17 protein-coding genes and 1 pseudogene are annotated in these 22,805 nt (G+C 69.1%); 9 read left to right on the plus strand and 9 right to left on the minus strand.

The window, feature by feature from the left end:
• Window positions 1-11: 11 nt before the first annotated feature.
• The 4 genes from catA to mgrA form a co-directional block, all read right to left on the minus strand.
• Window positions 12-857: a catechol 1,2-dioxygenase gene (catA, locus tag WFH44_RS18330; protein WP_336715647.1), complete on the minus strand. Its 846-nt coding sequence runs from the start codon at window positions 855-857 to the stop codon at window positions 12-14.
• Window positions 858-1,099: 242 nt separating this feature from the next.
• Complete coding sequence (locus WFH44_RS18335) at window positions 1,100-3,256, minus strand: amylo-alpha-1,6-glucosidase (RefSeq protein WP_336715649.1); 2,157 nt, start codon at window positions 3,254-3,256, stop codon at window positions 1,100-1,102.
• Between the two features lie 433 nt (window positions 3,257-3,689).
• Entirely contained in the window at window positions 3,690-4,490 is an 801-nt protein-coding gene (locus tag WFH44_RS18340; protein WP_336715651.1) for an SDR family NAD(P)-dependent oxidoreductase, read from the minus strand.
• A 69-nt stretch (window positions 4,491-4,559) separates the two neighbouring features.
• Window positions 4,560-5,630 (minus strand): L-glyceraldehyde 3-phosphate reductase, encoded by a 1,071-nt coding sequence (gene mgrA / locus WFH44_RS18345; protein ID WP_336715653.1) that lies wholly within the window; start codon window positions 5,628-5,630, stop codon window positions 4,560-4,562.
• Window positions 5,631-6,077: 447 nt separating this feature from the next.
• Here mgrA and WFH44_RS18350 point away from each other — a divergent pair, with 447 nt between their 5' ends.
• From WFH44_RS18350 to WFH44_RS18375, 6 genes are read left to right on the plus strand one after another with little or no spacing between them, the layout of a single operon-like run.
• Complete coding sequence (locus WFH44_RS18350) at window positions 6,078-7,172, plus strand: substrate-binding domain-containing protein (protein WP_336715656.1); 1,095 nt, start codon at window positions 6,078-6,080, stop codon at window positions 7,170-7,172.
• Entirely contained in the window at window positions 7,156-8,712 is a 1,557-nt protein-coding gene (locus WFH44_RS18355) for a sugar ABC transporter ATP-binding protein (protein ID WP_336715657.1), read from the plus strand. The genes WFH44_RS18350 and WFH44_RS18355 overlap by 17 nt, the downstream gene beginning before the upstream one ends.
• A complete protein-coding gene (locus WFH44_RS18360; protein WP_336715658.1) occupies window positions 8,709-9,701 on the plus strand; it encodes an ABC transporter permease in 993 nt (330 codons plus the stop codon). Before WFH44_RS18355 ends, WFH44_RS18360 begins: the two co-directional genes overlap by 4 nt.
• Window positions 9,698-10,801: an ABC transporter permease gene (locus tag WFH44_RS18365; protein ID WP_336715660.1), complete on the plus strand. Its 1,104-nt coding sequence runs from the start codon at window positions 9,698-9,700 to the stop codon at window positions 10,799-10,801. The genes WFH44_RS18360 and WFH44_RS18365 overlap by 4 nt, the downstream gene beginning before the upstream one ends.
• Window positions 10,802-10,803: 2 nt before the next feature.
• Complete coding sequence (locus tag WFH44_RS18370; protein ID WP_336715661.1) at window positions 10,804-12,240, plus strand: LLM class flavin-dependent oxidoreductase; 1,437 nt, start codon at window positions 10,804-10,806, stop codon at window positions 12,238-12,240.
• Window positions 12,241-12,268: 28 nt separating this feature from the next.
• The gene (locus WFH44_RS18375; protein ID WP_336715663.1) at window positions 12,269-13,489 is read left to right on the plus strand and encodes an acyl-CoA dehydrogenase family protein; all 1,221 of its coding nucleotides are present in this window, start codon (window positions 12,269-12,271) and stop codon (window positions 13,487-13,489) included.
• A gap of 67 nt (window positions 13,490-13,556) precedes the next feature.
• On the opposite strand, the pseudogene WFH44_RS18380 reads toward WFH44_RS18375, so the two are convergent.
• Window positions 13,557-14,438 (minus strand): annotated as a pseudogene (locus tag WFH44_RS18380) (2-hydroxy-3-oxopropionate reductase); the annotation flags it as partial.
• A gap of 354 nt (window positions 14,439-14,792) precedes the next feature.
• Here WFH44_RS18380 and WFH44_RS18385 point away from each other — a divergent pair.
• Complete coding sequence (locus WFH44_RS18385; protein ID WP_336715664.1) at window positions 14,793-16,487, plus strand: ribonuclease J; 1,695 nt, start codon at window positions 14,793-14,795, stop codon at window positions 16,485-16,487.
• Here WFH44_RS18385 and WFH44_RS18390 read toward each other — a convergent pair.
• Both WFH44_RS18390 and WFH44_RS18395 read right to left on the minus strand, forming a co-directional pair.
• A complete protein-coding gene (locus tag WFH44_RS18390) occupies window positions 16,471-16,917 on the minus strand; it encodes a pyridoxamine 5'-phosphate oxidase family protein (RefSeq protein WP_336715665.1) in 447 nt (148 codons plus the stop codon). The two genes, WFH44_RS18385 and WFH44_RS18390, sit on opposite strands and share 17 nt — an antisense overlap.
• A gap of 164 nt (window positions 16,918-17,081) precedes the next feature.
• The gene (locus WFH44_RS18395) at window positions 17,082-18,383 is read right to left on the minus strand and encodes an MFS transporter (protein ID WP_336715667.1); all 1,302 of its coding nucleotides are present in this window, start codon (window positions 18,381-18,383) and stop codon (window positions 17,082-17,084) included.
• A 231-nt stretch (window positions 18,384-18,614) separates the two neighbouring features.
• On the opposite strand from WFH44_RS18395, the gene WFH44_RS18400 reads away from it, so the two are divergent.
• The gene (locus WFH44_RS18400) at window positions 18,615-20,540 is read left to right on the plus strand and encodes an FAD-binding monooxygenase (protein ID WP_336715668.1); all 1,926 of its coding nucleotides are present in this window, start codon (window positions 18,615-18,617) and stop codon (window positions 20,538-20,540) included.
• A 211-nt stretch (window positions 20,541-20,751) separates the two neighbouring features.
• On the plus strand, window positions 20,752-21,423 hold the full coding sequence (locus WFH44_RS18405; RefSeq protein ID WP_336715670.1) for a DNA alkylation repair protein: 672 nt from the start codon (window positions 20,752-20,754) through the stop codon (window positions 21,421-21,423).
• A 38-nt stretch (window positions 21,424-21,461) separates the two neighbouring features.
• Here WFH44_RS18405 and WFH44_RS18410 read toward each other — a convergent pair whose 3' ends face one another.
• Entirely contained in the window at window positions 21,462-22,085 is a 624-nt protein-coding gene (locus tag WFH44_RS18410; RefSeq protein WP_336715671.1) for a dihydrofolate reductase family protein, read from the minus strand.
• Window positions 22,082-22,687, minus strand: a complete 606-nt coding sequence (locus WFH44_RS18415; RefSeq protein WP_336715673.1) for a TetR/AcrR family transcriptional regulator — start codon at window positions 22,685-22,687, stop codon at window positions 22,082-22,084. The genes WFH44_RS18410 and WFH44_RS18415 overlap by 4 nt, the downstream gene beginning before the upstream one ends.
• Window positions 22,688-22,805: the final 118 nt, after the last annotated feature.

The raw sequence follows: 22,805 nt of genomic DNA on the forward strand, positions 1-22,805 counted from the left end.
CGGCCGGGCCTCTACTCCGGGTCGAGGACGAAGTCGTAGGTGACTTCGCGGCCGGTGCCGTCCGCGCGCGGGGCCGGGTCCAGGATCAGCTCGGGCTTCACGGCGGATGCGATGTCGTCTCCGACATGCGGGTCGCCTTGGAAATACAGCTGCGTGGTGATCAGCTGATGTCCCGGCGCGGAGACCTTCAGGTGCAGGTGGGCCGGTCGCCACGCGTGCCAGCCGGCGGCGGCGATTAGCTGGCCGCACGCGCCGTCGGTGGGAATCTGGTACGGCGCCGGCTGGATGGTGTTGATGGCGAAGGTCCCGTCCGCGTCGGCGATCACGGTCCCGCGCAGGTTCCATTCCGGCAGGCCGGGCGCGTACTGCGAGTAGAACCCGAGGTCGTCCGCGTGCCAGATCTCGATCTTCGCTTCGGCCAGCGGCTGGTCTTCCAGGTTGGTGACGCGGCCCTGGAACAGCAGCGGTGTCCCCGGCTCGTCCTCGCGCATCGGCAGCGTAGCCGGGCTCCGCTGTTCCGGGGCATCGGGGACGTAGTAGGGACCCTCGATGGTGCCCTTGGACCCGTGCCGGTCCTCGTTGGCGACCTGCTCCACCGAGTGCTCCACCCAGACATCGAGGAAGAGCGGCCACTCGCCGTCCTCGCCGACCTTGATCAGCCACGCTTTGAAGGCGTTGTATTCGTCGTAGGTGACCTTTTCCTCGAGCACGGCGTCGTTGATGGCCTTGACGACGCGGGAGGCCAGCCGGTTCACACGCTCCTTGTCCGTCCCGGCGCCGGAGGCTTTCTGTTCCCGGAACCGCTCGGTTGCCCGTTGGCCCGAGGCGGCAGCGGTTGCTTCGGTTTCCTGGGTCATGTACCTCACCTCTCCAGATCCATTCGCACCGATCGCATCTGCCGCACGGAGCGGGGCTGCCGAACGTCCCTCCGGCAGCAGGCGGTCTGCGATGGTCATCGCGATACCTTCTTGACGATGGAGCGAGCTCTGCGGGCTGCGGGCCGGAACGCCTGCGGAACGGGGAGCTTCTCCCAAGTGCAGTCTGTGACCTGGATCACTGCCTGTCAAGGCGGTGTGGGGCGGTCAGGGGCTGCTCGCTGCTACCGCTTGGGATCCAGGTTCGCCCGCTCCACCAGATCAGCGAGCCACGGTCGCTGGCTGCGGTGGAACACCATGCCGTCGGGCAGCCCGTCGATGCGAACGTGCTCGGTGGAGATATCGATGGTGATCCGACCGCCGGCCATGGGGGCGTTGGTGATGTGCAGGTCGCCGTAGGATTCCGGCAGCGCGGGGTCCATCCACAGCCCTCCGGCGGCGACGTGCGGGTCGTAGCGCATCAGGTTCTTGACCAGGAAAATCGGCGTGGTGGCGGCCCAGGCCTGGGGCGAACACGCCGTTGGATAGGGAACCGGCGCGGCGAACTGGGACCGGTCGAAGCCGCAGAACAGCTCCGGCAGGCGGCCGTCCGAGTAATCGGCGGCCTCGAGGAGCGCCGTCGACAACTGCTGGGCCTGCTCGACGAAGCCATAACGCAGGAAACCGTCCGCGATGATCGCGTTGTCGTGGGGCCAGACCGAACCGTTGTGGTAGCTCGCGGGATTGTAGGCGCCCATATCGCTCGCCAGCGTGCGGACGCCCCAACCGCTGAACATCTCCGGGGACATTAGATGCTGCACCACCTGCTGCGCCTTGTCGGCATCGACGATGCCGTTCCACAGGCAGTGCCCCATGTTGGACGCACAGGCATCCACGGGCCGCTTGTCCTTGTCCAGCGCTATGGCGTAGTAGCCCTTGTCGGGCAGCCAGAAGGCCTCATTGAACCGCTTCTTCAGCCGGGCGGCTCGGTCCCGAAGATCGGCGGCTTTGGCCAGGTCGCCGGCGTCGTAGGCCATGTAGGCGCACGCCATGTAGGCGGCGTAGACATAGCCCTGCACCTCGCACAGGGCGATCGGCGTTTCGGCGAGCCGCCCGTCGGCGAAATTGACGCCGTCCCAGGAATCCTTCCAGCCCTGGTTGATCAGTCCGTTGTCGTTGAGGCGCTGGTACTCGACAAAGCCATCCCCGTCCCGGTCCCCATAGTCCCGGATCCATTCGAGCGCCCGGTCCGCGTGCGGCTGGAGTTCGGCCAGGATGTCCGCGCCGAAGCCCCACCGGGAGACCTCGCCCAGCACGATCAGGAACAACGGTGTCGCATCGATGCTGCCGAAGTAAGCGGACTTGCCGCCCATCGCCTGGCCGCTGGAGACATCGAACCGGACCTCGTGCAGGATCTTGCCCGGTTCCTCCTCGTTCAACGGATCCACCACGCTGCCCTGGCGGTCGGCCAGCGTCTGCAAAGTGCCCAGGGCCAGCGAAGGGTCCACCGGAAGCGCCATCTCCGATGACCACAGCGCGTCCCGTCCGAACAGGGCCATGAACCACGGCGCCCCAGCGGCCACCACCACGCGCTCCGGATGGGCCGGGTCCTGGATTCGGAGCGAACCCAAGTCGTCGTAGCTGCGCGCCAGGGTGCGCTCGATCGAGCGGTTCCCGATGTGCAGCACAGGGATCTTCTCCACCCATTCCCGGCGCCGGTGGTCGCGTGGGGTCAGGTCGCCGGCCGCCGGATGCACAAACGGCGCGGCGGAAACGGCGCCGTCCACAGTCGGGACCGCGCTCACCTGTGCGGTCCATTGCCCGTGCGGCGGCACCTGCACCCGGTAGGTCAGCGCATCGAGGGCGATGTCGGCGCCGTCGGCCTTGACGACGACGCCCTTGCGGACGTCCCGCCAGGCGGCATGAATGGTCAGTGCGTCGCCGTAGGCCGCCCGGGTCTCCTCCCACCTGCGCTGCACCCGGGCCTCCTTGACCTCGAACAGGTCCGCGAAATCCGCTTCGACGGCCAGACGCACCACGCAATCGGCGGGGAGCATGGAGTAATTGCGGATGGTGATTTCTTCAAGGATGCCGGCGCCCACTTCGCGCAGCCGCTCGACGATCAGGGGGCTATCGGCATAACCGTCCGAACGCGGCACGCGCCCGGCGAACAAGGCCCGGAAGGGCTCCTTGTTTTGCGCCGTGAGGGGCTCCAGCGGGTTGCCGTTGACGGTCAGGTCCCAGCGGGAAAGGATGCGTGTGTCTTGGTGGAACACCCCGTGCGGCAGCTCGGGGTTGATGTCCCCGTTGGCCGACGAGATGCAGAAGGACGAGCCTTCTACGAGGGTGACTGTTCCGGCGCCCAATGGGCCTGCCGCCGTGTCAGCATTCCAACCAGCCATACCGGGCTCCCTCAGCGTGAGGATTCGATGCGGCGCGAACGGTGCGGTTCGGCCGCGGGTGCTGCCGTTTATCGACGCTACGCCGGTTCCCGGCGGGGCGCCAGAGCCGGCACTCGTGCCCGACCGCGGCAAGCGTGTCAGTCGTCCGGAGTCGAGGGGCAGAGCGTGTCAGCCCGGTTGACTCGTGGCACTCAGGGAATTGCCAGCTTTTGTCCTGCCTGTGCACAGCCGAGGCTACTACGTTAGTCAGTACCTCAAAGGTGCGAGTGAGCGGCACCGGCCAGGGTCAGGAGTTCCCCCAACCTCCCGGACCGGCCGGTGCCCACTCATTTAACCCCGCCTGCTGCAGCCGGGTTCCGCCGGTTCCCGCTGTGGCTTAGGAGCTTTCGTGGCCGCTGCGCGCCGCGAAGACCGGTCCTCATCCCGACGCCCGCTAGTCGCGGCGGCGGGCGATGCGCTCCAGGAGCCGGTCCGGCAGGGCGCGGGCGACGACGGCGGCAACCTTGTACTTCCGCGAGGGGATGGATACCGACTTCCCGGCCTCCGCGTCCCGCAGGGCTTCGCGGACAACCTGGTCCGCGTTCAGCCAGGCGAAGGGCGGAATGGTCTTCTTGTCCAGCCGCATCCGGTCGTGGAACTCGGTATGGACGTAGCCGGGGCAGAGGGCAGTGACGGAGATCCCGCGGTCCCGGTAGAAGACGTTGGCCCACCGGCTGAAGTTCACCATGAGCGCCTTCGCCGCCGAGTAGGTGCCGCGGGGAGTGTAGGCGGCCATCGATGCCACGTTGATGATGCGTCCGCCGCCCGTGGCAGCCATGGACCGCAGGGCGGCGTGGCACAGCCGGAGCGGGGCCTCCGTGTGGATGCGCAGGTGCTTGAGCTCGTCCTCAAGCTCGTTGTCGGCGAAGTTCCCGAGCAGTCCGTAGCCCGCGTTGTTGACCAGCACGGTTACGGGCCGCGCGGTGGCGGCGAGGCGGGCGGCGACGCGGTCGATCCCCTCATCCGTGACCAGGTCGGCGGCGATGGTCTCCACCGGCACCCCGTAGCGTTGCTGCAGCGAGCCGGCCGCCGCCGCGAGGCGTTCCGCATCGCGGGCGACCAGGACCAGGGCGAGGCCGCGCTCTGCCAGTTGCCGCGCGAATTCGGCGCCGAGGCCCGCGGTGGCGCCGGTGACCAGCGCGGTTCCGGCCGCGGTGCGGCTGTTAGCTGCGGGACGATGATGCTCGTTAGCCATGGCCCGACTGTAATGCAGGGCGGGGACGCACGCGATCAAGGCGCGTCCCCGGCGTCGTACTTTTCTCCGCTAGATGGAGGCGGAGACCTCCCAGATGTCCACATTGGTGCCGCCGGCGGTGATGTCGTCGATGCGGCGCAGCTCGTCATCCGAGAAGGAGGTGTTGGCGAGGGCGCCGAGGTTCTCGTCCAGCTGGGCGGTGGAGGAGGCGCCGAGCAGGACGGAGGTGACGCCGCCGTCGCGGAGCAGCCAGGCGATGGCGAACTGGGCGAGGGTCTGGCCGCGTTCGCCGGCGATCTCATTGAGGGCGCGGGCCTTGGCGATGTTCTCCTCGGTGATGTGGCCCTGCAGCGAGCCGCGGCCGCCGCTGGGCTCGGCGCCGGCGTCGCCGATGTACTTGCCGGTCAGCAGCCCCTGGGCGAGCGGGGTGAACGCGATGGAGCCCATGCCGTTCTGCCCGAGCGTCTCCAGCAGTCCGTTTTCGACCCAGCGGTTGAAGAGCGAGTAGGCCGGCTGGTGGATCAGCAGGGGAGTGCCGAGGTTGCGGGCGATTTCCGCGGCCGCGGCGGTGCGCTCGGGCGAGTAGGAGGAGATGCCGACGTAGAGGGCCTTGCCCTGCCGGACCAGGGAGTCGAGGGCGCCGATGGTCTCTTCGAGCGGCGTGTCGGCGTCGGCACGGTGGGAGTAGAAGATGTCGACATAGTCCAGGCCCATTCGTTCCAGCGACTCGTCGGCCGAGGCGAGGATGTACTTGCGGGAGCCGAGCTGGCCGTGCGGGCCGGGCCACATGTCCCAGCCCGCCTTGGAGGAGATGACGAGCTCGTTGCGGTACGGCTTGAAGTCCTTGCGGAGCATCCGGCCGAAGTTCTCCTCGGCGGAGCCGTAGGGCGGACCGTAGTTGTTGGCCAGGTCGAAGTGCGTGATGCCGTTGTCGAAGGCATGGCGGAGGATTTCGCGCTGGGAGTCGAAAGTGCGGTTGTCGCCGAAGTTCCACCACAGGCCGAGGCTGATGGGCGGCAGCAGGAGGCCGCTGGCGCCGACCCTGCGGTAGCCGAAGTGCTCGTAGCGGTCGGCGGCGGCGACGTACGGCCGGTGCGTTTCGGGGACGGGGCTGAAGCGGACTTCGTTCTGCGGGGACAAGGAAACCTCCTGGTGGCGTGGGAAGGCGGCGCGCGGCGGGCGCGACCGGGCTGCTTCATGAAAATCCTAGGGCCCTGCGGGCGCGGCCGGAACAGCACCTCGAAAGCCAGCGAGGTTAGCGCAGCGGGGCCGTGGTTGTCAGCGATTGAGTCGCGGCGTGACGAAGTATGGCAGCACGTGACGTTGCGTTGAGCCGTCCACCCCGCCATGTGACGGCAGGGCGGCGCCGGGCGGCTTCACATTGTTCAATGGATCCACACCATCTAGAGCGGCCGAGAGACCTGGCTTGTCGACGCCGCAGCAAGTTCATGGATTCCCGCCATGGATAGTGCTTCGGCCAGGACCGATGGAGATCTCAGGATTCCGCCCGCACTGATGCGCAGCTGTGCGCATTGCGGGCTGGTTCGTCGAGTCCTCCATCACCTGGACATTCGAAGGACACGAACCATGCAGAAGACCAAAGCCGTAGCCACACGGCGTCCCGCCCGGCCGGCCGCCTCGATTCTCCGCGGCATCGGCCTGATCGCCGCCGCATCCCTGCTCGTCACCGGCTGCTCCCTGAAGGAGCCCGTGCCGCAGTCCGGCGGTGCCAATGCGCAGGCGGGGGCGGGCGCCGCCAACATCCCCGCCGCGGAGGAGAACGCCGTCGCCGACGCGCCCTCGCTCGAGGGCAAGACCATCGGCATCGCCGCGAAGGACATCGTCCACGACTTCAGCCGCGTGGTCTACGAGGAACTGCAGGCGAGTATCGAGCAGCGGGGCGGCAAGGTGATTGCCACCCAGGCGGAAGCAAAGGACGACAAGCACGTCACCGACGTCGAAAACCTCGTCACCCAGAGCCCGGACGCGATCGTGGTGATCCTGGGGGATTCCCAGACGCTTTCGCCGGCGCTGAAGAAGGTCGACGACGCGGGCATCCCGCTCTTCACCATCGACTTCCAGTCGGAGTACAGCAAGAACAACGTCACCAGCGACAACTGGGTCATCGGCTCCACCCTGGCCCGCACGCTGGCGGAGGACATCGGGGGCAAGGGCAAGATCCTGGCGTTCAACGGCTTCCCGGGCGTGGCCCCGTGCCGCATCCGCTACAGCGAACTGAAGGTCGTGCTCGAGGACTACCCGGACATCGAGATCCTCGAGCCCGAACTGCAGGACAAGTACGAGGGCACCATCGAGGACGCGAAGAAGCAGATCCAGGACCAGTTGCGGCGCCTGCCCGAAGGCGAAGTGGACGCGGTCTGGAGCTGCTGGGACATCCCGCTGATCGGTGCCGCGCAGGCGATCGACTCGGCCGGGCGCGACGACATCAAGCTGTACGGCGTCGACGCCGAACCCGGGGCACTGGACCTGATCGCCGATCCCGGCAGCGCCTACCAGTTCACGGTGGCCCAGCAGACCAAGGCCATGGCCGTGAAATCGGCCGAGAACATCGCGCTCTTCCTGGGCGAGCGGCAGGACGATGTGCCCAACACCAGCTACCTGCCCCCGGTGTTTGTCGACAAGTCCAACGTGAATCAGGTGCGCAGTGAACTCGGAATCTAGCCACGCGCTGCTCGCAATGCGGGCGATCAACAAGTCCTTCGGCGCCGCTCAGGTGCTTGCCGACGTCGATCTCTCCCTGGCATCCGGCGAAATCCTGGGACTGGTCGGCGAGAACGGCGCCGGGAAATCGACGCTGATCAAGATCCTGACCGGCCTCTACACGGCCGACGGCGGCAGCATCGAGCTCGACGGGAAGCCGGCCCTGGTCGCCAAACCCGCCGACGCCGAGGCGCTCGGAATCCACGTCATCCACCAGGACCGGCACTTCGCTTCGAAGCTCACCGTCGCCGAGCAGCTCTACCTCGGGCAGCGCGGGCTGGGCGGCGGCTGGGTCCGTTCCCGGCAGCTTGAGGCCCGCGCGGCCGCCGACATCCAGCGGATCACGGGCCGGGAGATCGACCCGTCGCTGCTCATCGACCAGCTCACGGTCGCCCAGCAGCAGCTGATCCAAATCACCCGCGCGGTCCTCTCGGAGCCGCGCGTGCTGATCCTGGACGAGCCGACGGCCCCGCTGGCCGCACGGGAAGTCGAGCAGCTCTTCGGGACGCTGCGGCGCCTGAAGTCCCACGGGGTCGGGATCATCTACATCTCGCACTACCTGCAGGAGCTCAACGACATCACCGACCGGATCACGGTGTTGCGGAACGGCCGCAACGCCGGAGACATCCGGCTCCGCGGCGGGGACACACTCGAGGACGTCGTCGAGCTGATGGTCGGACGCAAGGTCGTGGAATTTGAACATGGCCGCGAGCCCCGCCGGCCGCAGGACGACCGGCCCGCGCTGCGTGTGTCGGGGCTGAAAGTCCCGGGCGCGCTCGACGGGCTGGACCTCGAGGTCAGGGCCGGCGAAGTGGTCGCCGTGACCGGACTGGTGGGATCGGGGATCGACGTGCTGGCCGACGCCGTCACCGGCATGGGCCGCCGGCACGGGGACGTGTCCCTCAAGGGGAAGCGCGTCCGGCGGATCGCCGACTTCGTCGCCAACGGCGGAGCGTACGTCCCTTCGGACCGGCGCCGCGACGGGATTTTCGTGCGCAACACCGTGCAGGAAAACCTGTCGATGGCGAGCCTGGGCCGCGTTTCCCGGCTGCTCGGATTCATTTCGCCGCGATTGGAACGGAAGCTGTCCGACCGGCTGATCGAGAAGCTCGACGTGCGGCCGGCCGATGGTTCGGCGGTGGCCGGGAGCCTCTCCGGCGGCAACCAGCAAAAGGTCGTGCTGGCCAAGTGGCTCCAGACGGCACCTGCCGTGCTGGTGCTGGACCAGCCGACGTCGGGAGTCGACGTCGGCAGCCGCTCCCAGATCTATGCACAGATCAATGAACTGGTCGACGGCGGGGCTGCCGTCCTGGTCGTGACCGTGGACCTGGAGGAGCTGGTCGGCGTCGCGGACCGCACCCTGGTCCTCTACCGAGGCAAGGCCGTGGCGGAGCTGTCCGGTCCCGATGTGACGACCGACCGCATCCTGGAGATCGCCTCCGGAGCGGCCGACGGCGCCGGCACGGCCGACGCCGCCAAGAACACCAAGGAGTTCGCATGAGCGCGATCACCCTCGCGGGGCCCTCGGCGGCTCCGCGCACCAGGCCAGCGCTGATCACCTGGGCCGGCTACGCCATCGTCGTACTGGTCCTGGCCGTCTTCGCGGTGGGGTCACCGCACTTCCTGCAGTGGTCCAACCTGGCCTCCGTCCTGAACCAGGCGGCCGTCTTCGCTGTCGCCGGGATCGGCCTGGCCATCGTGATCATCACCGGCGGAGACGACGTCCTCGAGGGAGGCATCGACCTGTCCATCGGCGCCGTCGCCGGCCTCGCCGGAACGGTCACGGCCGTGGCGGTCGCGGCCGGCGCGAGCGTCCCCGCGGCCGCGGCCGGAGGCCTGGCCATCGCCGTCGCCGTCGGAGCCGTGAACGGTGCCGCCGTGGTCCTCGGCCTGCGGCCGCTGCTGGCCACGCTGGCCACCATGGGGATCGCCACATCGCTGGAGCTCGTGGTCAGCGAGAACATCAAGGTCGCCCTGGAAGGGGAGCTGTTCCTGTGGCTGCGCCAGGGGAGCCTGCTCGGCCTGCCCGCCGCCGTGCTGGTGCTGGTCCTCATTGCCTTCGTGGCGTGGTGGGCCCTGGGCAAGACGGCCTGGGGCGTGAACAGCTACGCCGTGGGACAGAATGCCACCGCCGCTTCCGTCGCCGGCCTGGCGCCGGCCCGCTACCGCTTCACCAGCTATGTCATCAGCGGGCTGCTCGGCGGGATCGCCGGCATCATCCTGGCCTCGCGGCTCTCCGCCGCGGTGCCGGGGATCGGTACGCAGATCCTGCTGGACATCATCCTGGTCGCCTACATGTCGACGGTCTTCTCCCGCCGCCTGGTGGTCAACGTGCCGGGAACGGTCGTCGCCGCGGTGTTCGTGGCGGGCCTGGCCAACGGCCTGACGCTCCTCGGCGTGGCCAGCCAGTGGGTCGGTGCCGCCAAGGGCGTCCTGATCCTGCTGGTGCTCGCCGTCGTCGTTGTTCGAGGAAGGAGCGCCACGAGATGACGCTGACCCATCAACCCACTGTCCGGAACCAGCCGCGCAAGCCGCACGACAAACAGCCCGGTGAGCGCGCGGGCTCGGGCCGCGGCGCCCAGCTTCAGCGGCTCCTGCCCCGGTTCATCGCGCCGGTGGCGCTCGCGGCCATCCTCTTCACGTTCAGCCTGCTGTCGCCGGTGTTCCTGACGGTCGACAACCTCGCGGGCGTCCTGAGCCAGATGGCGATCCTGGCCCTGGTCGCGGTCGGCCTGACCGTCGTGGTCCGGGCCGGCGGCATCGACCTGTCCGTCGGGGTCGCCCTCGACCTGACGGCCCTGGCTGCGGCCGCGCTGATCGCCGACGGCTACCGCGCCTGGGTGGCGATCGTCGCGGGGCTCGTCTTCGGCCTGCTGGTCGGGGCGGTCAACGCGCTGCTGATCGTGGGGCTGCGGATTCCGCCGTTCCTTGCCACGCTCAGCGTCTGGTTCATCGGCACCAGCGTCCAGCAGTTGCTGACCGGCGGCGGGGCGCCGATCTACCTGTCCACGCCGCGCGTCCCGATCGAGTTCGCCCTGCTGGGCCGCGGCTACGTCGCGGACATCGACGGCGTCGTGATCAGCGGTGCGCTGGTCGCCGTCGTCGTCGCCCTCCTCCTGGGCCTGACGCGCTGGGGCCGTTCGGTGACCGCCGCCGGCGAGCAGCCGACGGCGGCCCGCATCTCCGGCCTGCGGGTCAACCGCCTCCAGGTCAGCGCCTACCTGCTGTGCTCGCTGGTGGCCGCCTTCGCCGGGGTCATCCTCGCCTCGCGCGCCAACGGCTTCGTTCCCGGGAGCGGACAGGCCTACCTGATGGACGCCATCGGCGCCGTGTTCATCGGCGCTACGCTGAGCCGCTTCGGCCGCGCTTCCGTGCCCGGCACGCTCGTCGGCGTGCTGATCTTTGCCCTGCTCAGCAACGGCATGAACCTCATCGGCCTGTCCTTCTTCTGGCAGGGGCTGGGCCGCGGCATCGTCCTGCTGGCGATCCTGCTGCTCGGAGTCCTGCTCTCCCGCGGCGACACCGCCCGCGCCGGAGCGTTGAAGCGGCTCTTCGCCAGGCCCGCCATCCACCGACAGAAAGCCGACTAGCCATGGCCAACCGCATCAGCCTCAATGCCTTCGACATGACCACTCCGACGCACCAGAGCCCCGGGCTCTGGCGGCATCCGGAAAACCGTGCCGATACCTACAACACGCTCGAGTACTGGACCGGCCTCGCCCGGACGCTGGAGCGGGGCACGTTCGACGCGCTCTTCCTCGCCGACGTGCTGGGGATCTACGACGTCTACCGGAACTCGTCGGCGCCCGCGCTGCTCGACGCCGACCAGGTGCCGCTGAACGATCCGTTCATGCAGATCTCCGCGATGGCAGCGGCCACAAAGAACCTGGGCTTCGCGGTCACCAGTGCGCTGACCTACGAGCTGCCCTACGCGCTGGCCCGGAAGTTCTCCTCGCTGGACCACCTGACGCGCGGCCGCATCGGCTGGAACGTGGTCACCAGCTACCTCGAGTCGGCGGCCCGGAACCTCGGAATGACGAGGCAATTGGACCATGACGCCCGCTACGACCTGGCCGACGAGTTCATGGACGTGGTGTACAAGCTGTGGGAAGGCTCCTGGGAAGAGGGCGCGGTGGTCAAGGACCGCGGACGCGGGGTCTACACGGACCCGTCCAAGGTCCACCCGATCAACCACCACGGCCAGTACTTCGACGTGCCCGGCATCCACCTCTCCGAGCCGTCGCCGCAGCGGACGCCGGCGATCTTCCAGGCGGGAGCCTCGCCGCGCGGCCGTGCCTTCGGCGCGAAGCACGCCGAGGGAATCTTCCTGAATTCCATCCGTCCCGAAATCACCCGCAAGGCCACGGATGCGACCCGGGAGGAATTCGAGGCCGCCGGCCGTCCCCGCGACGCCGCGAAGTTCTACGCCCTGGTGACCGCCGTCGTCGCCGATTCGGATGCGGAGGCGGAGAAGCTGCACCGCGAATACCAGTCCTACTCTTCGCGGGACGGCGCGCTGACGTTCTACGGCGGCTGGTCCGGCCTGGACCTCTCCCGCTATGCGGGCGAGGAAGAGCTGAAGTACCTGGATACGAATGCGGCCAGGTCCGCGCTGTCCATCTTTACGACGGCGGATCCGCAGCGTTCCTGGACGCCCAACGCCGTGGCCGACTACCTCGGCATCGGCGGCATCGGCCCGGTGCTCGTCGGCTCCCCGGAAACGGTCGCGGACGAAATCGAGCGCTGGGTCGACGTCGCCGGCCTGGACGGCATCAACCTCGCCTACGCCATCACGCCGGGATCATTCGAGCAGTTCGTGGACCTCGTGGTGCCGGAACTGCGCAAGCGCGGCCGCGTGTGGGAGGACTACGAAGGCTCCACCCTGCGCGAGTACCTCGCCGGGCCCGGCAACGCCCGGGTCGCGGACGACCACGCGGCCGCCGCCTACCGCGGCGCCTACGCGGGGGCGCCGAGCGCTGCCGATTCGGCGGCCACGGAAACGCCCGAAGCCGTCCTGAGCAACCACTGACCTTCCAGCCTCCGAAAGAAGGACCAAGATGACCATCGAAACCCTGCCCCGCACGCCCTGGGCCGGTGCCGCCGACGAATCCGAACTCGAGCACTGGCGCGCCGTCGCCCAGTCCGTCGCCGGCCGGCTGGCCGCCGACGTCCTCGAGCGGGACCGGGCCAACCGGCAGCCGGTCGCCGAGGCCGAGTTGCTGCGCTCCTCGGGGCTGCTGAACCTGCTGGCTCCGGCCGAACTCGGCGGCGGGGGCGGCCACTTCGAGTCCGTCTTCGAAACCGTGCGCATCCTGGCCACCGTGGACGGCTCCATCTCCCAGCTGCTGGCCTACCACTACTTCAACCAGGCCTGCATCGGGTTCTACGCGGACCCGGCGGAGCAGGCAGCTTGGTGGCGGCGCACCGTGGATGCCGGCTGGCTCTGGGGCGACTCGGTCAACCCGGTGGACCCGACGCTGGTGCTCACCCCGGAGGGCGACGGCTACCGGCTCAACGGGCTCAAGCGGTTTTCCACCGGCTCCGGCGTGGGCGACGTCATCATCATCAACGCAGCCATCAAGGGCGGGGACGACGACGGCAAGGTGCTGGCGTTCGTGCTGGAGACCACCAGGGAGGGGCTCGAGCTGCTGGACGACTGGGACAACCTCGGCCAGCGCCTGACCGGCTCCGGTTCCGTCAAGTACACCGATGTCCCGGTCCGCCCGGCTGACATCCTCGGAGAGGTCACCGACGAGCCGATCTCCACCCTCCTCACCCCGGGCGTCCAGCTCGGCTTCGCCAACTTCTACCTCGGCGTCGCCCAGGGCGCGCTGCTACAGGGCCGGGAAATCCTGCTCGCCCGCAGGAACTCCTGGTTCCTCTCCGGCGCCGAAACCTACTCGCAGGACCCGGTCTTCCAGCGCATCCTGGGGGAGCTCAAGGCCCGCACGGCTGCCGTCGAGGCGCTCGCCGAAAAGCTCAACCGGCGCTATGACCGCGAGGTCGCCCGCTCCTCGGACCTGACGGCCGCGCAGCGCGGCGAGTTCGCCGTGGCCATCGCCGAGCTGAAGGTGGTGGCCACGGAGATCGGCATCGAGGTGGCCAACCGGATTTATGAGGTCACCGGCGCGAGCTCCACGAAGAGCTCGGTGGGCCTGGACCTGTTCTGGCGGAATGTGCGCACGCACTCGCTGCACGATCCGGTGGACTACAAGAAGATCGAGGTCGCAGCCTATTACCTGCACGGCGAACTGCAGCCGCTGTCCCTCTACACCTGACAACGACGGCGGCGCGGGGCCGGTTTTGCTTCTCCGGCTCCCGCGCCGCCGCCCGTAGGGGAGGGCCTTACCGGCCGGAGAGCTCCTCGACCAGCTTCAGCAGCGCCGTGTTGTCCAGCCCGCCGTGGCCCTTCGCCACCAGCGCGGACATAAGCTGCGCGGCGCCGGCGCCCAGCGGGATCGTGACGCCGGCGTCGCGGGCGGCCGAGGTCAGGATGCCCAGGTCCTTGTGGTGCAGTTCGGCGCGGAAGCCCGGCTGGAAGTCGCGGCCGACCATGCTGGCGGAGCGGCGCTCCAGCACCGCGCTGCCGGCCAGCCCGCCGGAGAGCGCGCTGATCGCGGTGCTGGGATCCACGTCGTGCGCCTCGAGGAAGACGATGGCCTCGGCCACGGCCTGGATGTTGACCGCACAGATCAGCTGGTTGGCGGCCTTGACCGTCTGCCCGGCTCCGGCCGGTCCCACGTGCACGATAGTCTTGCCCATCGCTTCGAACACCGGCCGCGCGGTCTCGACGTCGGCTGCCTCGCCGCCGACCATGATGGACAGCGTCGCCTCGATGGCCCCGCGCTCGCCGCCGCTGATCGGGGCGTCCAGCACGCCGAAGCCCGCGGCCTGGCCGGCCTCGGCGACCTTGCGCGCGGTGGCGGGCCGGATGGTGCTCATGTCGATGAAGAGTGCGCCTTCGCGGGCATGGGCGAAGACGCCGTCCTCGCCGAGGGCCATGTCCTCCACGTCGGGGGAGTCCGGCAGGCAGGTAATGATGATGTCGCGGTCCCGCACGGCGTCGGCCACGGTGGAGGCCGCGGTCCCGCCCGCCTCCGCGAAGCGCTGCACCTTGGCCTGCGAGCGGTTGTACCCCGCCACGTCGAACCCGGCCTTCACCAGGTTCGCCGCCATGGGCCCGCCCATGATTCCCAGACCGATGAATCCTACTTTTGCCACGTCAGACCGCCTTCGCCGTTGGGGATGAGGGGTGCGCCGCCCGCCGGACGGTACCGGTTCCCGCCGCACCTGTCGTCGCTGACCACCCTATGCGCGGGCCGTATGGCAGGGAGCAAACATTACGACGGCGGGCGCGCACCCGCCGTCGTTAGCGGTTTTGCCTGATTGCCGCCGCCGGCTGGCGGTGCCGGGGCCCTGCTGCGGTGATAGAGTCGAAGGCGAGTTATGCTGTCCCGCTGTCGATGCGCGGGCAGCCGCCGATCCGTCGCAGGGCGTCTCGGCCCCAGGACATTCAGCCGGCCAGCCGGCACAAAGGGCCTTGCCGCCCGACCTTGTAAATCGCCATAGAGATCGGATCCCATGACCAGGACGTCACGCCATTCCACCCCCGTTGCGCGGCAGACCCCGCCCCGGCTCGCGAAGGGGGCCATGCGGATCGTTTCGCTTGGCGGCCTCGGCGAGATCGGCCGGAACATGACGGTGTTCGAATACGGCGGCAAGCTGCTGATCGTGGACTGCGGCGTGCTGTTCCCGGAGGAGCACCACCCCGGCGTGGACCTGATCCTGCCGGACTTCTCCTCGCTGCGGGACCGGCTGGACGACATCGTCGGCGTGGTGCTGACCCACGGCCACGAGGACCACATCGGCGGCATCCCGTACCTGCTGAAGGAACGCAGCGACATCCCGCTGATCTCGGCGAAGCTGACGCTGGCCTTCATCAAGACCAAGCTGCAGGAACACCGCATCACCGCCAAGACCGTGCAGGTCAAGGAGGGCGACAAGAAGAAGTTCGGCCCGTTCGACCTGGAGTTCCTGGCCGTCAACCACTCCATTCCGGACGGCCTGGCCGTGGCGATCCGCACGCCCGCGGGCCTGGTGCTGGCCACGGGCGACTTCAAGATGGACCAGTTCCCGCTGGACGGCCGCATCACCGACCTGGCCGGGTTCGCCCGGCTGGGCGAGGAGGGCGTGGACCTGTTCCTGCCGGACTCCACCAACGCTGACGTCCCCGGATTCCAGATCTCCGAGCAGGACCTGGCGCCGGCGATCGACGAGGTGTTCCGCACCGCGCCGCGGCGGATCATCGTCTCCAGCTTCGCCAGCCACATCCACCGCATCCAGCAGGTGATCGACGCCGCCGCCCTGTACGGACGCAAGGTCGCCTTCGTGGGGCGGTCCATGGTGCGCAACATGAAGACCGCGGGCGACCTGGGCTACCTGAACATCCCCAAGGGGATGCTGGTGGACTTCAAGGAACTCGAAAAGATGGCCCCGACCAAGGCCGTGCTGATCTGCACCGGCTCCCAGGGCGAGCCGATGGCGGCGCTGGCCCGCATGGCGAACAAGGACCACGTCATCGACCTGACCGAGGGCGACACGGTCCTGCTGGCGAGCTCGCTGATCCCGGGCAACGAGACCTCGATCTACCGCCTCATCAACGACATGACCAAGCTCGGCGCCAACGTGGTGCACAAGGGCAACGCGAAGGTGCACGTCTCCGGACACGCATCCGCGGGCGAGCTGGTTTACTGCTACAACCTGGTCCGGCCGCGCAACGTCATGCCGGTCCACGGCGAGCACCGGCACCTGAAGGCCAACGCCGAGCTCGCGGTCCGCACCGGCGTGGACCCGAAGAGGGCCCTGGTGCTCGAGGACGGCGTGACTGTCGACCTCAAGGGCGGCGTGGCGAGCGTGTCCGGCCGGGTCGCGGCGGACTACGTCTACGTGGAGAACATGGTGGCCGGCGCTGCCACCGAGGAGTCCCTGCAGGACCGGCTCCGGCTCGCCGAGGACGGCGCGGTCACCGTGCTGGCGATCGTCAACCCGGACACCGGGAAGCTCGAGGAAGACCCCGAGTTCTTCCCCGTCGGCTTCGCGCCCAAGGACGGCGAGCTCAACAAGGCAACGTCGATCGTGGAGAAGACACTGGCCAATTTCAAGGGCGACAAGCTCGGCCCCGACGCCGAACAGGCCATCGCCCGCGACCTGGTGCGCTGGTCCGACCGTCAGCTGCGGCGCAAGCCCGTGGTCACCGTCATCATCGTCGAGGCGTAGCCGCTCCGCCGGCCTGCACCCGGAACCGGCGGCCGGTCACCTCGTCCGGCACGATCCTGACATAGCGGCTCTTGATGCCGCCTTGCCAGGGGAAGATGGGCAGCTCAAGCGTCTCGACGATGTCCTGGGTGCTTTCGGGCATCCCGGCCTCGCCCTTGACCACGGCGCTCCACGCGCGCTTTGACTCCGGGTCGAGGCCGTCCACTTCGAACACCACCGGGTTGCCGGAGAGCGCGCCATCCAGCTTGGTGCCCTCTCCGGTGCGGAACACCACGGTCTCGCCATCCACGGTGTAGTTCACGGGGAAGATCTCCGGGCGCCCGTCGATGATCACGCCGAGCCTGCCCACGTCGGCGCTCCGGATGGCATCCCAGCATTCGGCCGGTGTGAGGTGCTTGATTCCGTACAGGGCATCGTCCTGGTCAGTCATGGCCCCAGTCTAGGCACGGGCGCGCAAGAGGGGGAGGGCGACGGCGGCATCTCAGGTTCCGTTGACCGCGGAACGTCAGTGCCGGCGTCGTTGCTCCCCCTCCGCCGCCGCATCAGCTGCGCAGTCGTGTGGTTGGCTTGGTGCAGCCCGGCAAGCGGCCCGGTCTAGCGCCGCTCGGACAGCCGGGCGGCCAGCAGTCCGCCGATGTTGAAGGCCAGGGTCAGCCCGAGGACCATCAGCAGGGACGCGGACCAGGCGCCGGTGATGCTGTTGAGCCAGCCGGCCAGGGGCGGGGTGCAGGTGGCTGCCAGGTAGCCGCCGGCCTGCACGCGCGCCGAGGCCGAAGCCGCGTCGGAGTCGCTCCGGGCGATGCGCGGGATGATGGAGAAGATTGCGGTGAAACCGCCGCCCTGCGCGATACCGCCGATGATGGACCAGATGATGTAGGCCTCCGGGGCGAGGAGCAGGCCGATCGGCAGGGTGATCCAGAAGAGCCCGATGACCGCCACCGGAATCCAGGTGCGGGCCCGCGCGGCCAGCAGCGGCACGCCGAAGGCGCCCACGATGGCGGCGATCTGGAACAGCGAGGCGGTGGCGCCCGATGCGGCCGGGGCGAGCCCTCGCATGTCGGCCAGGAGCAGCGGCAGCCAGGCGGTGGTGGCGTAGTAGGCACCGGACTGCCCGCAGAACGCGAGGATCAGCAGGGCGACGATCCGCCGGTTCCGGCTCGACGCCGCGGCCGCGCCGGGCCCCTCCACGGCTGCCGGTTCGGGCCTCGTTCCCTGCGCCCGCGCCTCGCCGGTCGCGCCCTTTTCGCCGTCCGCCGGGCCGAACCTGGGGCGCCCCCAGATCAGCCAGTAGGCCAGGCCCGCCGCGGTCACCACGGACCAGGCCGCAATCGCCCACCGCCAGCCGAACAGCGCGGCGAGCGGCGCGGTGCCGAGCAGGGTCGCCATGGAGCCGACATTCATGGTGGCCGAGTACGCCCCGGTGACCGCGGAGACCTTCCGCCAAGGCACGTCGCGGCGGATGATCACCGGCACCACGATGTTGCCCAAGGTCAGCGAGATGCCGATGATCACCGTGCCGGCCAGGACGACGGCCGCGGGACCGATGGAACGGATGATGGTGCCCGCCAGCACCCCGCTGAGGCACAGGATGACGGTGGCCTCCGGGCCGAAACGGCGGATGGTGCGCGTTGCCAGCGGAGTGGCCAGGGCGAAGAGCAGGACCGGCAGCCCGGTGAGCAGGCCAGCGCCCACGGCGCCGAGGCCCGTGTCCGCCTGGATCTCGCCGATCACCGCCGTCGGCGCGATGATCGGGGCGCGCAGGCTCAGCGCCAGCACGACGATTCCGGTGATGACCCAGGGCAGCGCCTGGCGGGGGTTTGATGGTCCGTGCGTGGCAGGCTCCTTGGCATCGGCGTCGCGGGCGCGTTGCCCGGGTCCTCCAGCACCATATGCCACTCGGGCCGGGCACGGTGTAGTTCCAGGTGCAGGACATCCCTGCCCATCCGTGAACCAGATTCTGTCGCTCAGAATAACTCGTGTATCGGTTCGAAAAACCGCTGTAACACAGAGAAGTTGATTCTGGCCAGCAGAACTTTTTTGTCGGCACGTAACCGCGCTCACTACGATGTGAGGCAAAGCTCCCACGCCGACGGCGTCCGGGGGCCCTTCACATTTCCAGGAGCATCCATGCAGTTCTATCTTGACGGCTACCGTCCCGGCGACCCCGAAGACCGTCCGGCAGCGCCGGGCCACGAGGAGGGTCACGGCGGCCGGCTTCCCGAAGAGGTGGACGTGCTGGTGGTCGGCACCGGCCCCGCGGGCGTGGTGCTGGCGGCGCAGCTGGCCGAATTCCCCGGCATCCGGACCATGGTGGTCGAGCGGCGCGAGGGACCGCTGGAGCTTGGCCAGGCGGACGGCGTGGCCTGCCGGACGGTGGAAATGTTCAACGCGTTCGGGCTGGCGGAGAAGCTGGTCCGCGAGGCGTACTGGGTCAACGAGACCGTGTTCTGGCGGCCGGACGAGCAGGACCACTCGAAGATCGTCCGCAGCGGCCGCGTGCAGGACGTCGCCGAAGGCCTTTCCGAGTACCCGCACGTGATCGTCAACCAGGCGCGCATGCAGGCCTACCTGCTCGAGCACATGCGGAAGTCGCCCAGCCGGCTGGAACCGGACTACGGGCTGGAGGCGACCGCCGTCGTCGTCCATCCTGGCGGTGAGTACCCTGTGGAGGCGACCCTGCGCCGGACCACCGGGCTCGGCGGCAGCGAGGACGTCACCGTGCGCGCCAAGTACGCGGTGGGCTGCGACGGTGCGCGCTCGGCCGTGCGGAAGTCGATGGGCGTGGAACTGCGCGGCGACGCGCGCAACCACGCGTGGGGCGTCATGGACGTCCTGGCCGTGACCGACTTCCCCGACGTCCGCTTCAAAGCCGCCATCCAGTCCGCCGGCGGCAACATCCTGCTCATCCCGCGCGAGGGCGGCTACCTGGTCCGCTTCTACGTGGACCTGGGCGACCTGGATCCCGCGGACCGCGAGGCGCGCAAGCGGTTTACGGTGGACACCATCATCGAGCACGCGCAGCAGGTCCTGCACCCCTACACGCTTGAGGTCAAGGACGTCGCCTGGTGGTCGGTCTACGAGGTGGGCCAGCGGATCGCGGACCGGTTCGACGACGTGCTGCCGGAGGAGCGCGGCACCCGCAGCCCGCGCGTCTTCATCGCCGGCGACGCCTGCCACACCCACTCGGCCAAGGCCGGCCAGGGTATGAACGTCTCGATGCAGGACGGCTTCAACCTCGGCTGGAAGCTGGCCGCCGTGCTCGAGGGGCGCAGCCCGGAGTCCCTGCTGGACACCTACGCGGAGGAGCGCCGGGCCATCGCCCAGGAGCTGGTCGACTTCGATACCCGCTGGTCCAAGACGATGGGCTCCAAGGTGAAGGACCCGAACAACCCCGACGACGAGGGCCTGGACCCACAGGAAGTGGAGCGGCAGTTCGTGCAGGCCGGCCGCTTCACCGCGGGCTTCGGCACCGACTATGCGCCGAACATGATCACGGGCGGGGACACCCACGAGCACCTGGCCAAGGGCTTCCCGGTCGGGGAACGCTTCTACTCCGCGCCGGTGGTGCGGCTGGCCGACGGCAAGCCGCTGGGCCTGGGGCACGTGGCACAGGCCGACGGCCGCTGGCGGCTCTACGCCTTCGCCGACTCCGCCCGCCCGGACGCCGCCGACTCCCGCCTCGCGGGGCTGCTCGGATACCTGGCCGAATCGCCGGATTCACCGCTGCGCCGCTTCACCCCGGCCGGCGCGGACCCCGACTCCGTCTTCGACCTGCGGGCCGTCTACCAGCAGGGCCACCGCGAGCTCGACGTCAACCAGGTGCCGGAGATCCTGCTGCCGAAGAAGGGCCCGTTCGGCCTGACCGACTACGAGAAGGTCTTCACCCCGGACCTCAAGTCCGGCGTGGACATCTTCGACGAACGCGGCATCGACCGCCAGCAGGGCGCCCTCGTGGTGGTCCGCCCCGACCAGTACGTCGCGCACGTGCTGCCGCTCGACGCGCATGCGGAGCTCGCCGCCTTCTTCAACGGCCTCCTGGTGGCGCAAGCCTGAGCCGACCGGTGGCGGAAGCGTTCGCCGTTGTGTTCCTCCGCGGGACGACGGAAGTTGCGCCTCTTTCGAAAGCCCGGCTGACCAAACGTGCAGGTCAGGACGTTGCGGACGGGTCTAAAGCCTGCCGGATTCCGCCAAAGTCTGCAGGTTTCGGTCGGGCGGGACGGCCGGGCGGCTGTGACGGAGCCCTGTCGGGCGCAAGAATGGTCGGGTGAGCGATGCCGGTGAATTCGTGGACGCCGCCCTCCAGCGGGAGGCGTCGTGGGAGCGCGCCGAAGATTGGGAGGCGCGGCTCGGCAGCGGCCTGCGGTACTACGGCTCGAGCGTGGGCGCCGTCCGCGGGACGGTCCGCGACGCCGGCCGCCGCTACCCGGGGCTGGACCATGACGAGGTGACCGCGCTGGCGTCGGAGCTGTGGTCGGTTCCGGTGTTCGAGCGCCGCCTCGCGGCCGTGGTGCTGCTGCAGTCCAACCTCCGGCTGCTGGACAACTCAGACCTGACGCGGATCGAAGGGTTCGTGCGCACGGCCAGGCTGCGTGAGCTGGTGGACCCCCTGGCGGTGGACGTGGTCGGGCCCATGGTGGAGGGGCTTGTTGCCTCGGCGCGGGAGAAGGCGGACGCCGTGCTCGACCGGTGGGCGCAAGAAACCGACCCTTGGCTCCGCCGGGCCGCCCTGCTTTCCCCGCTGCGGGCGCTCAAGCGCGGCGGCGGCGACTGGGACGGCTTCGCCCGGCGCGTGAAGGCCGCACTGCCGGGCCCGCCGGGTTCCGCGACAGCACGCGGCATCGTCGAAGAGGCGGCCTCGAGGGTGGCCGCGGACGTGGGCAAGACACGGCCGGAGCCGGCGCTGCCGCACGCCGCAGACTCCGCGAGGCCAGCCTAGGAGTTCGGCGGCAGCAGTCCCAACCCTGACCGGCGGCCTCAGCCGGCCGTCTGGTCGCGCCTCGGCCGGTAGGTGTTGATGAGGACTCCGGAGCGGAGGGCGCGGGTCCCGAGCAGTTCGAGCCGGCTGAGCGGGAATCCGTCGGAGAAGAGCTTCTTGCCGGTGCCCAGCACGAGCGGGTAGACGGCGAGCCGGTACTCGTCGATGAGGTCATGCTCGGCCAGCGTCCTGGCCAGCCGGGTGCTGCCCCACACGCGGATTTCGCCGCCCGGCTTGGCCCGCAGTTCGGCCACCGCGGCCGGCACGTCGGGGCCGAGAAGCTGCGAGTTCTGCCAGCCGAGTTCGGTCAGCGTCCGCGAGGCCACGTACTTGGGGATGCGGTTGTACCGGCGGGTCAGTTCTCCCTGCAGGCCCTCGGCGTCCTCGTCCCACACGCCCCAGGAGCCGGCGAAAATCTCGTAGGTCTTGCGGCCGAGCAGGAGCGCCTCGGTCCGGCTCTCCCATTCGGCGATGATTTCGCCGCCTTCGCCGCCGTCGCGCTCGTCGAATTCGGCCGTCCAGCCGCCGTGCTCGAAGCCGCCCTCGCGGTCCTCGTCCGGGCCGCCGCCCGCCTGGACGACGCCGTCGAGGGTGATGAATGCCTGCACCACGATCGTGCTCACAGCCGGTTCTCCTTCATCTCGTTCCGGGCCTGGAAGTCGACCCCCACGTGGGGAGCGACGGCGTTTAGCAGCAGGTCGGATGCCTGCTCGAGGGTGATGCCGTCGTCGTCCGCTGCCACCGCAAGCATGAGGCCGTCCACCAGGGCGACCAGCATCTTGGCCGTCTCGGCGGGGCTGGCCCGGAGCGTGAAGGTGCCGTCCGCCACCCCGCGCTCGATCGTTTCGACCACCCAGCTGCGCCAGGCGTTGTTGGTGTCGGACACCAGCGGCTGGAGGAAGTCGTTCCGGCTGGCCGCGGCGCAGCTTTCCGTCCAGACGATGCAGCGTTCGCGGCTGCTCAGTGCCCCGGACAGCAGCAGGCGCAGCCGCTCGCGGTTGTCCTCCACGCCGTCGAGCTGGGCGGTCCATTGGCGGATGCGTTCCTCGCTGGCCGTCAGCAGCATTTCGCGCACCACGTCGTCGCGGCTACCGAAGTGATGCTGGATCAGGCCGATGGAAACCCCGGCCTCGGCGGCGATGTCCCGGAGCCGGATTCCGTCCACGCCGTACAGGGCAAGGAGCCGCTCTGCAGCCTTGAGGACGCGGTCGCGTTTGAGCGGCATCTTCTCCCCGATCCTTGTCTGCAACTGGTTTGAGCCTAACCCGTCCAAAATAAGCGTGCCCGAACCCTTGCCGCCGGCAAAACAATAATTCATTATTGGACGCACTGGCTGCCTCGCT

The sequence above is a fragment of the Arthrobacter sp. USHLN218 genome (genome assembly GCF_037144715.1).
Taxonomy (GTDB): domain Bacteria; phylum Actinomycetota; class Actinomycetes; order Actinomycetales; family Micrococcaceae; genus Crystallibacter.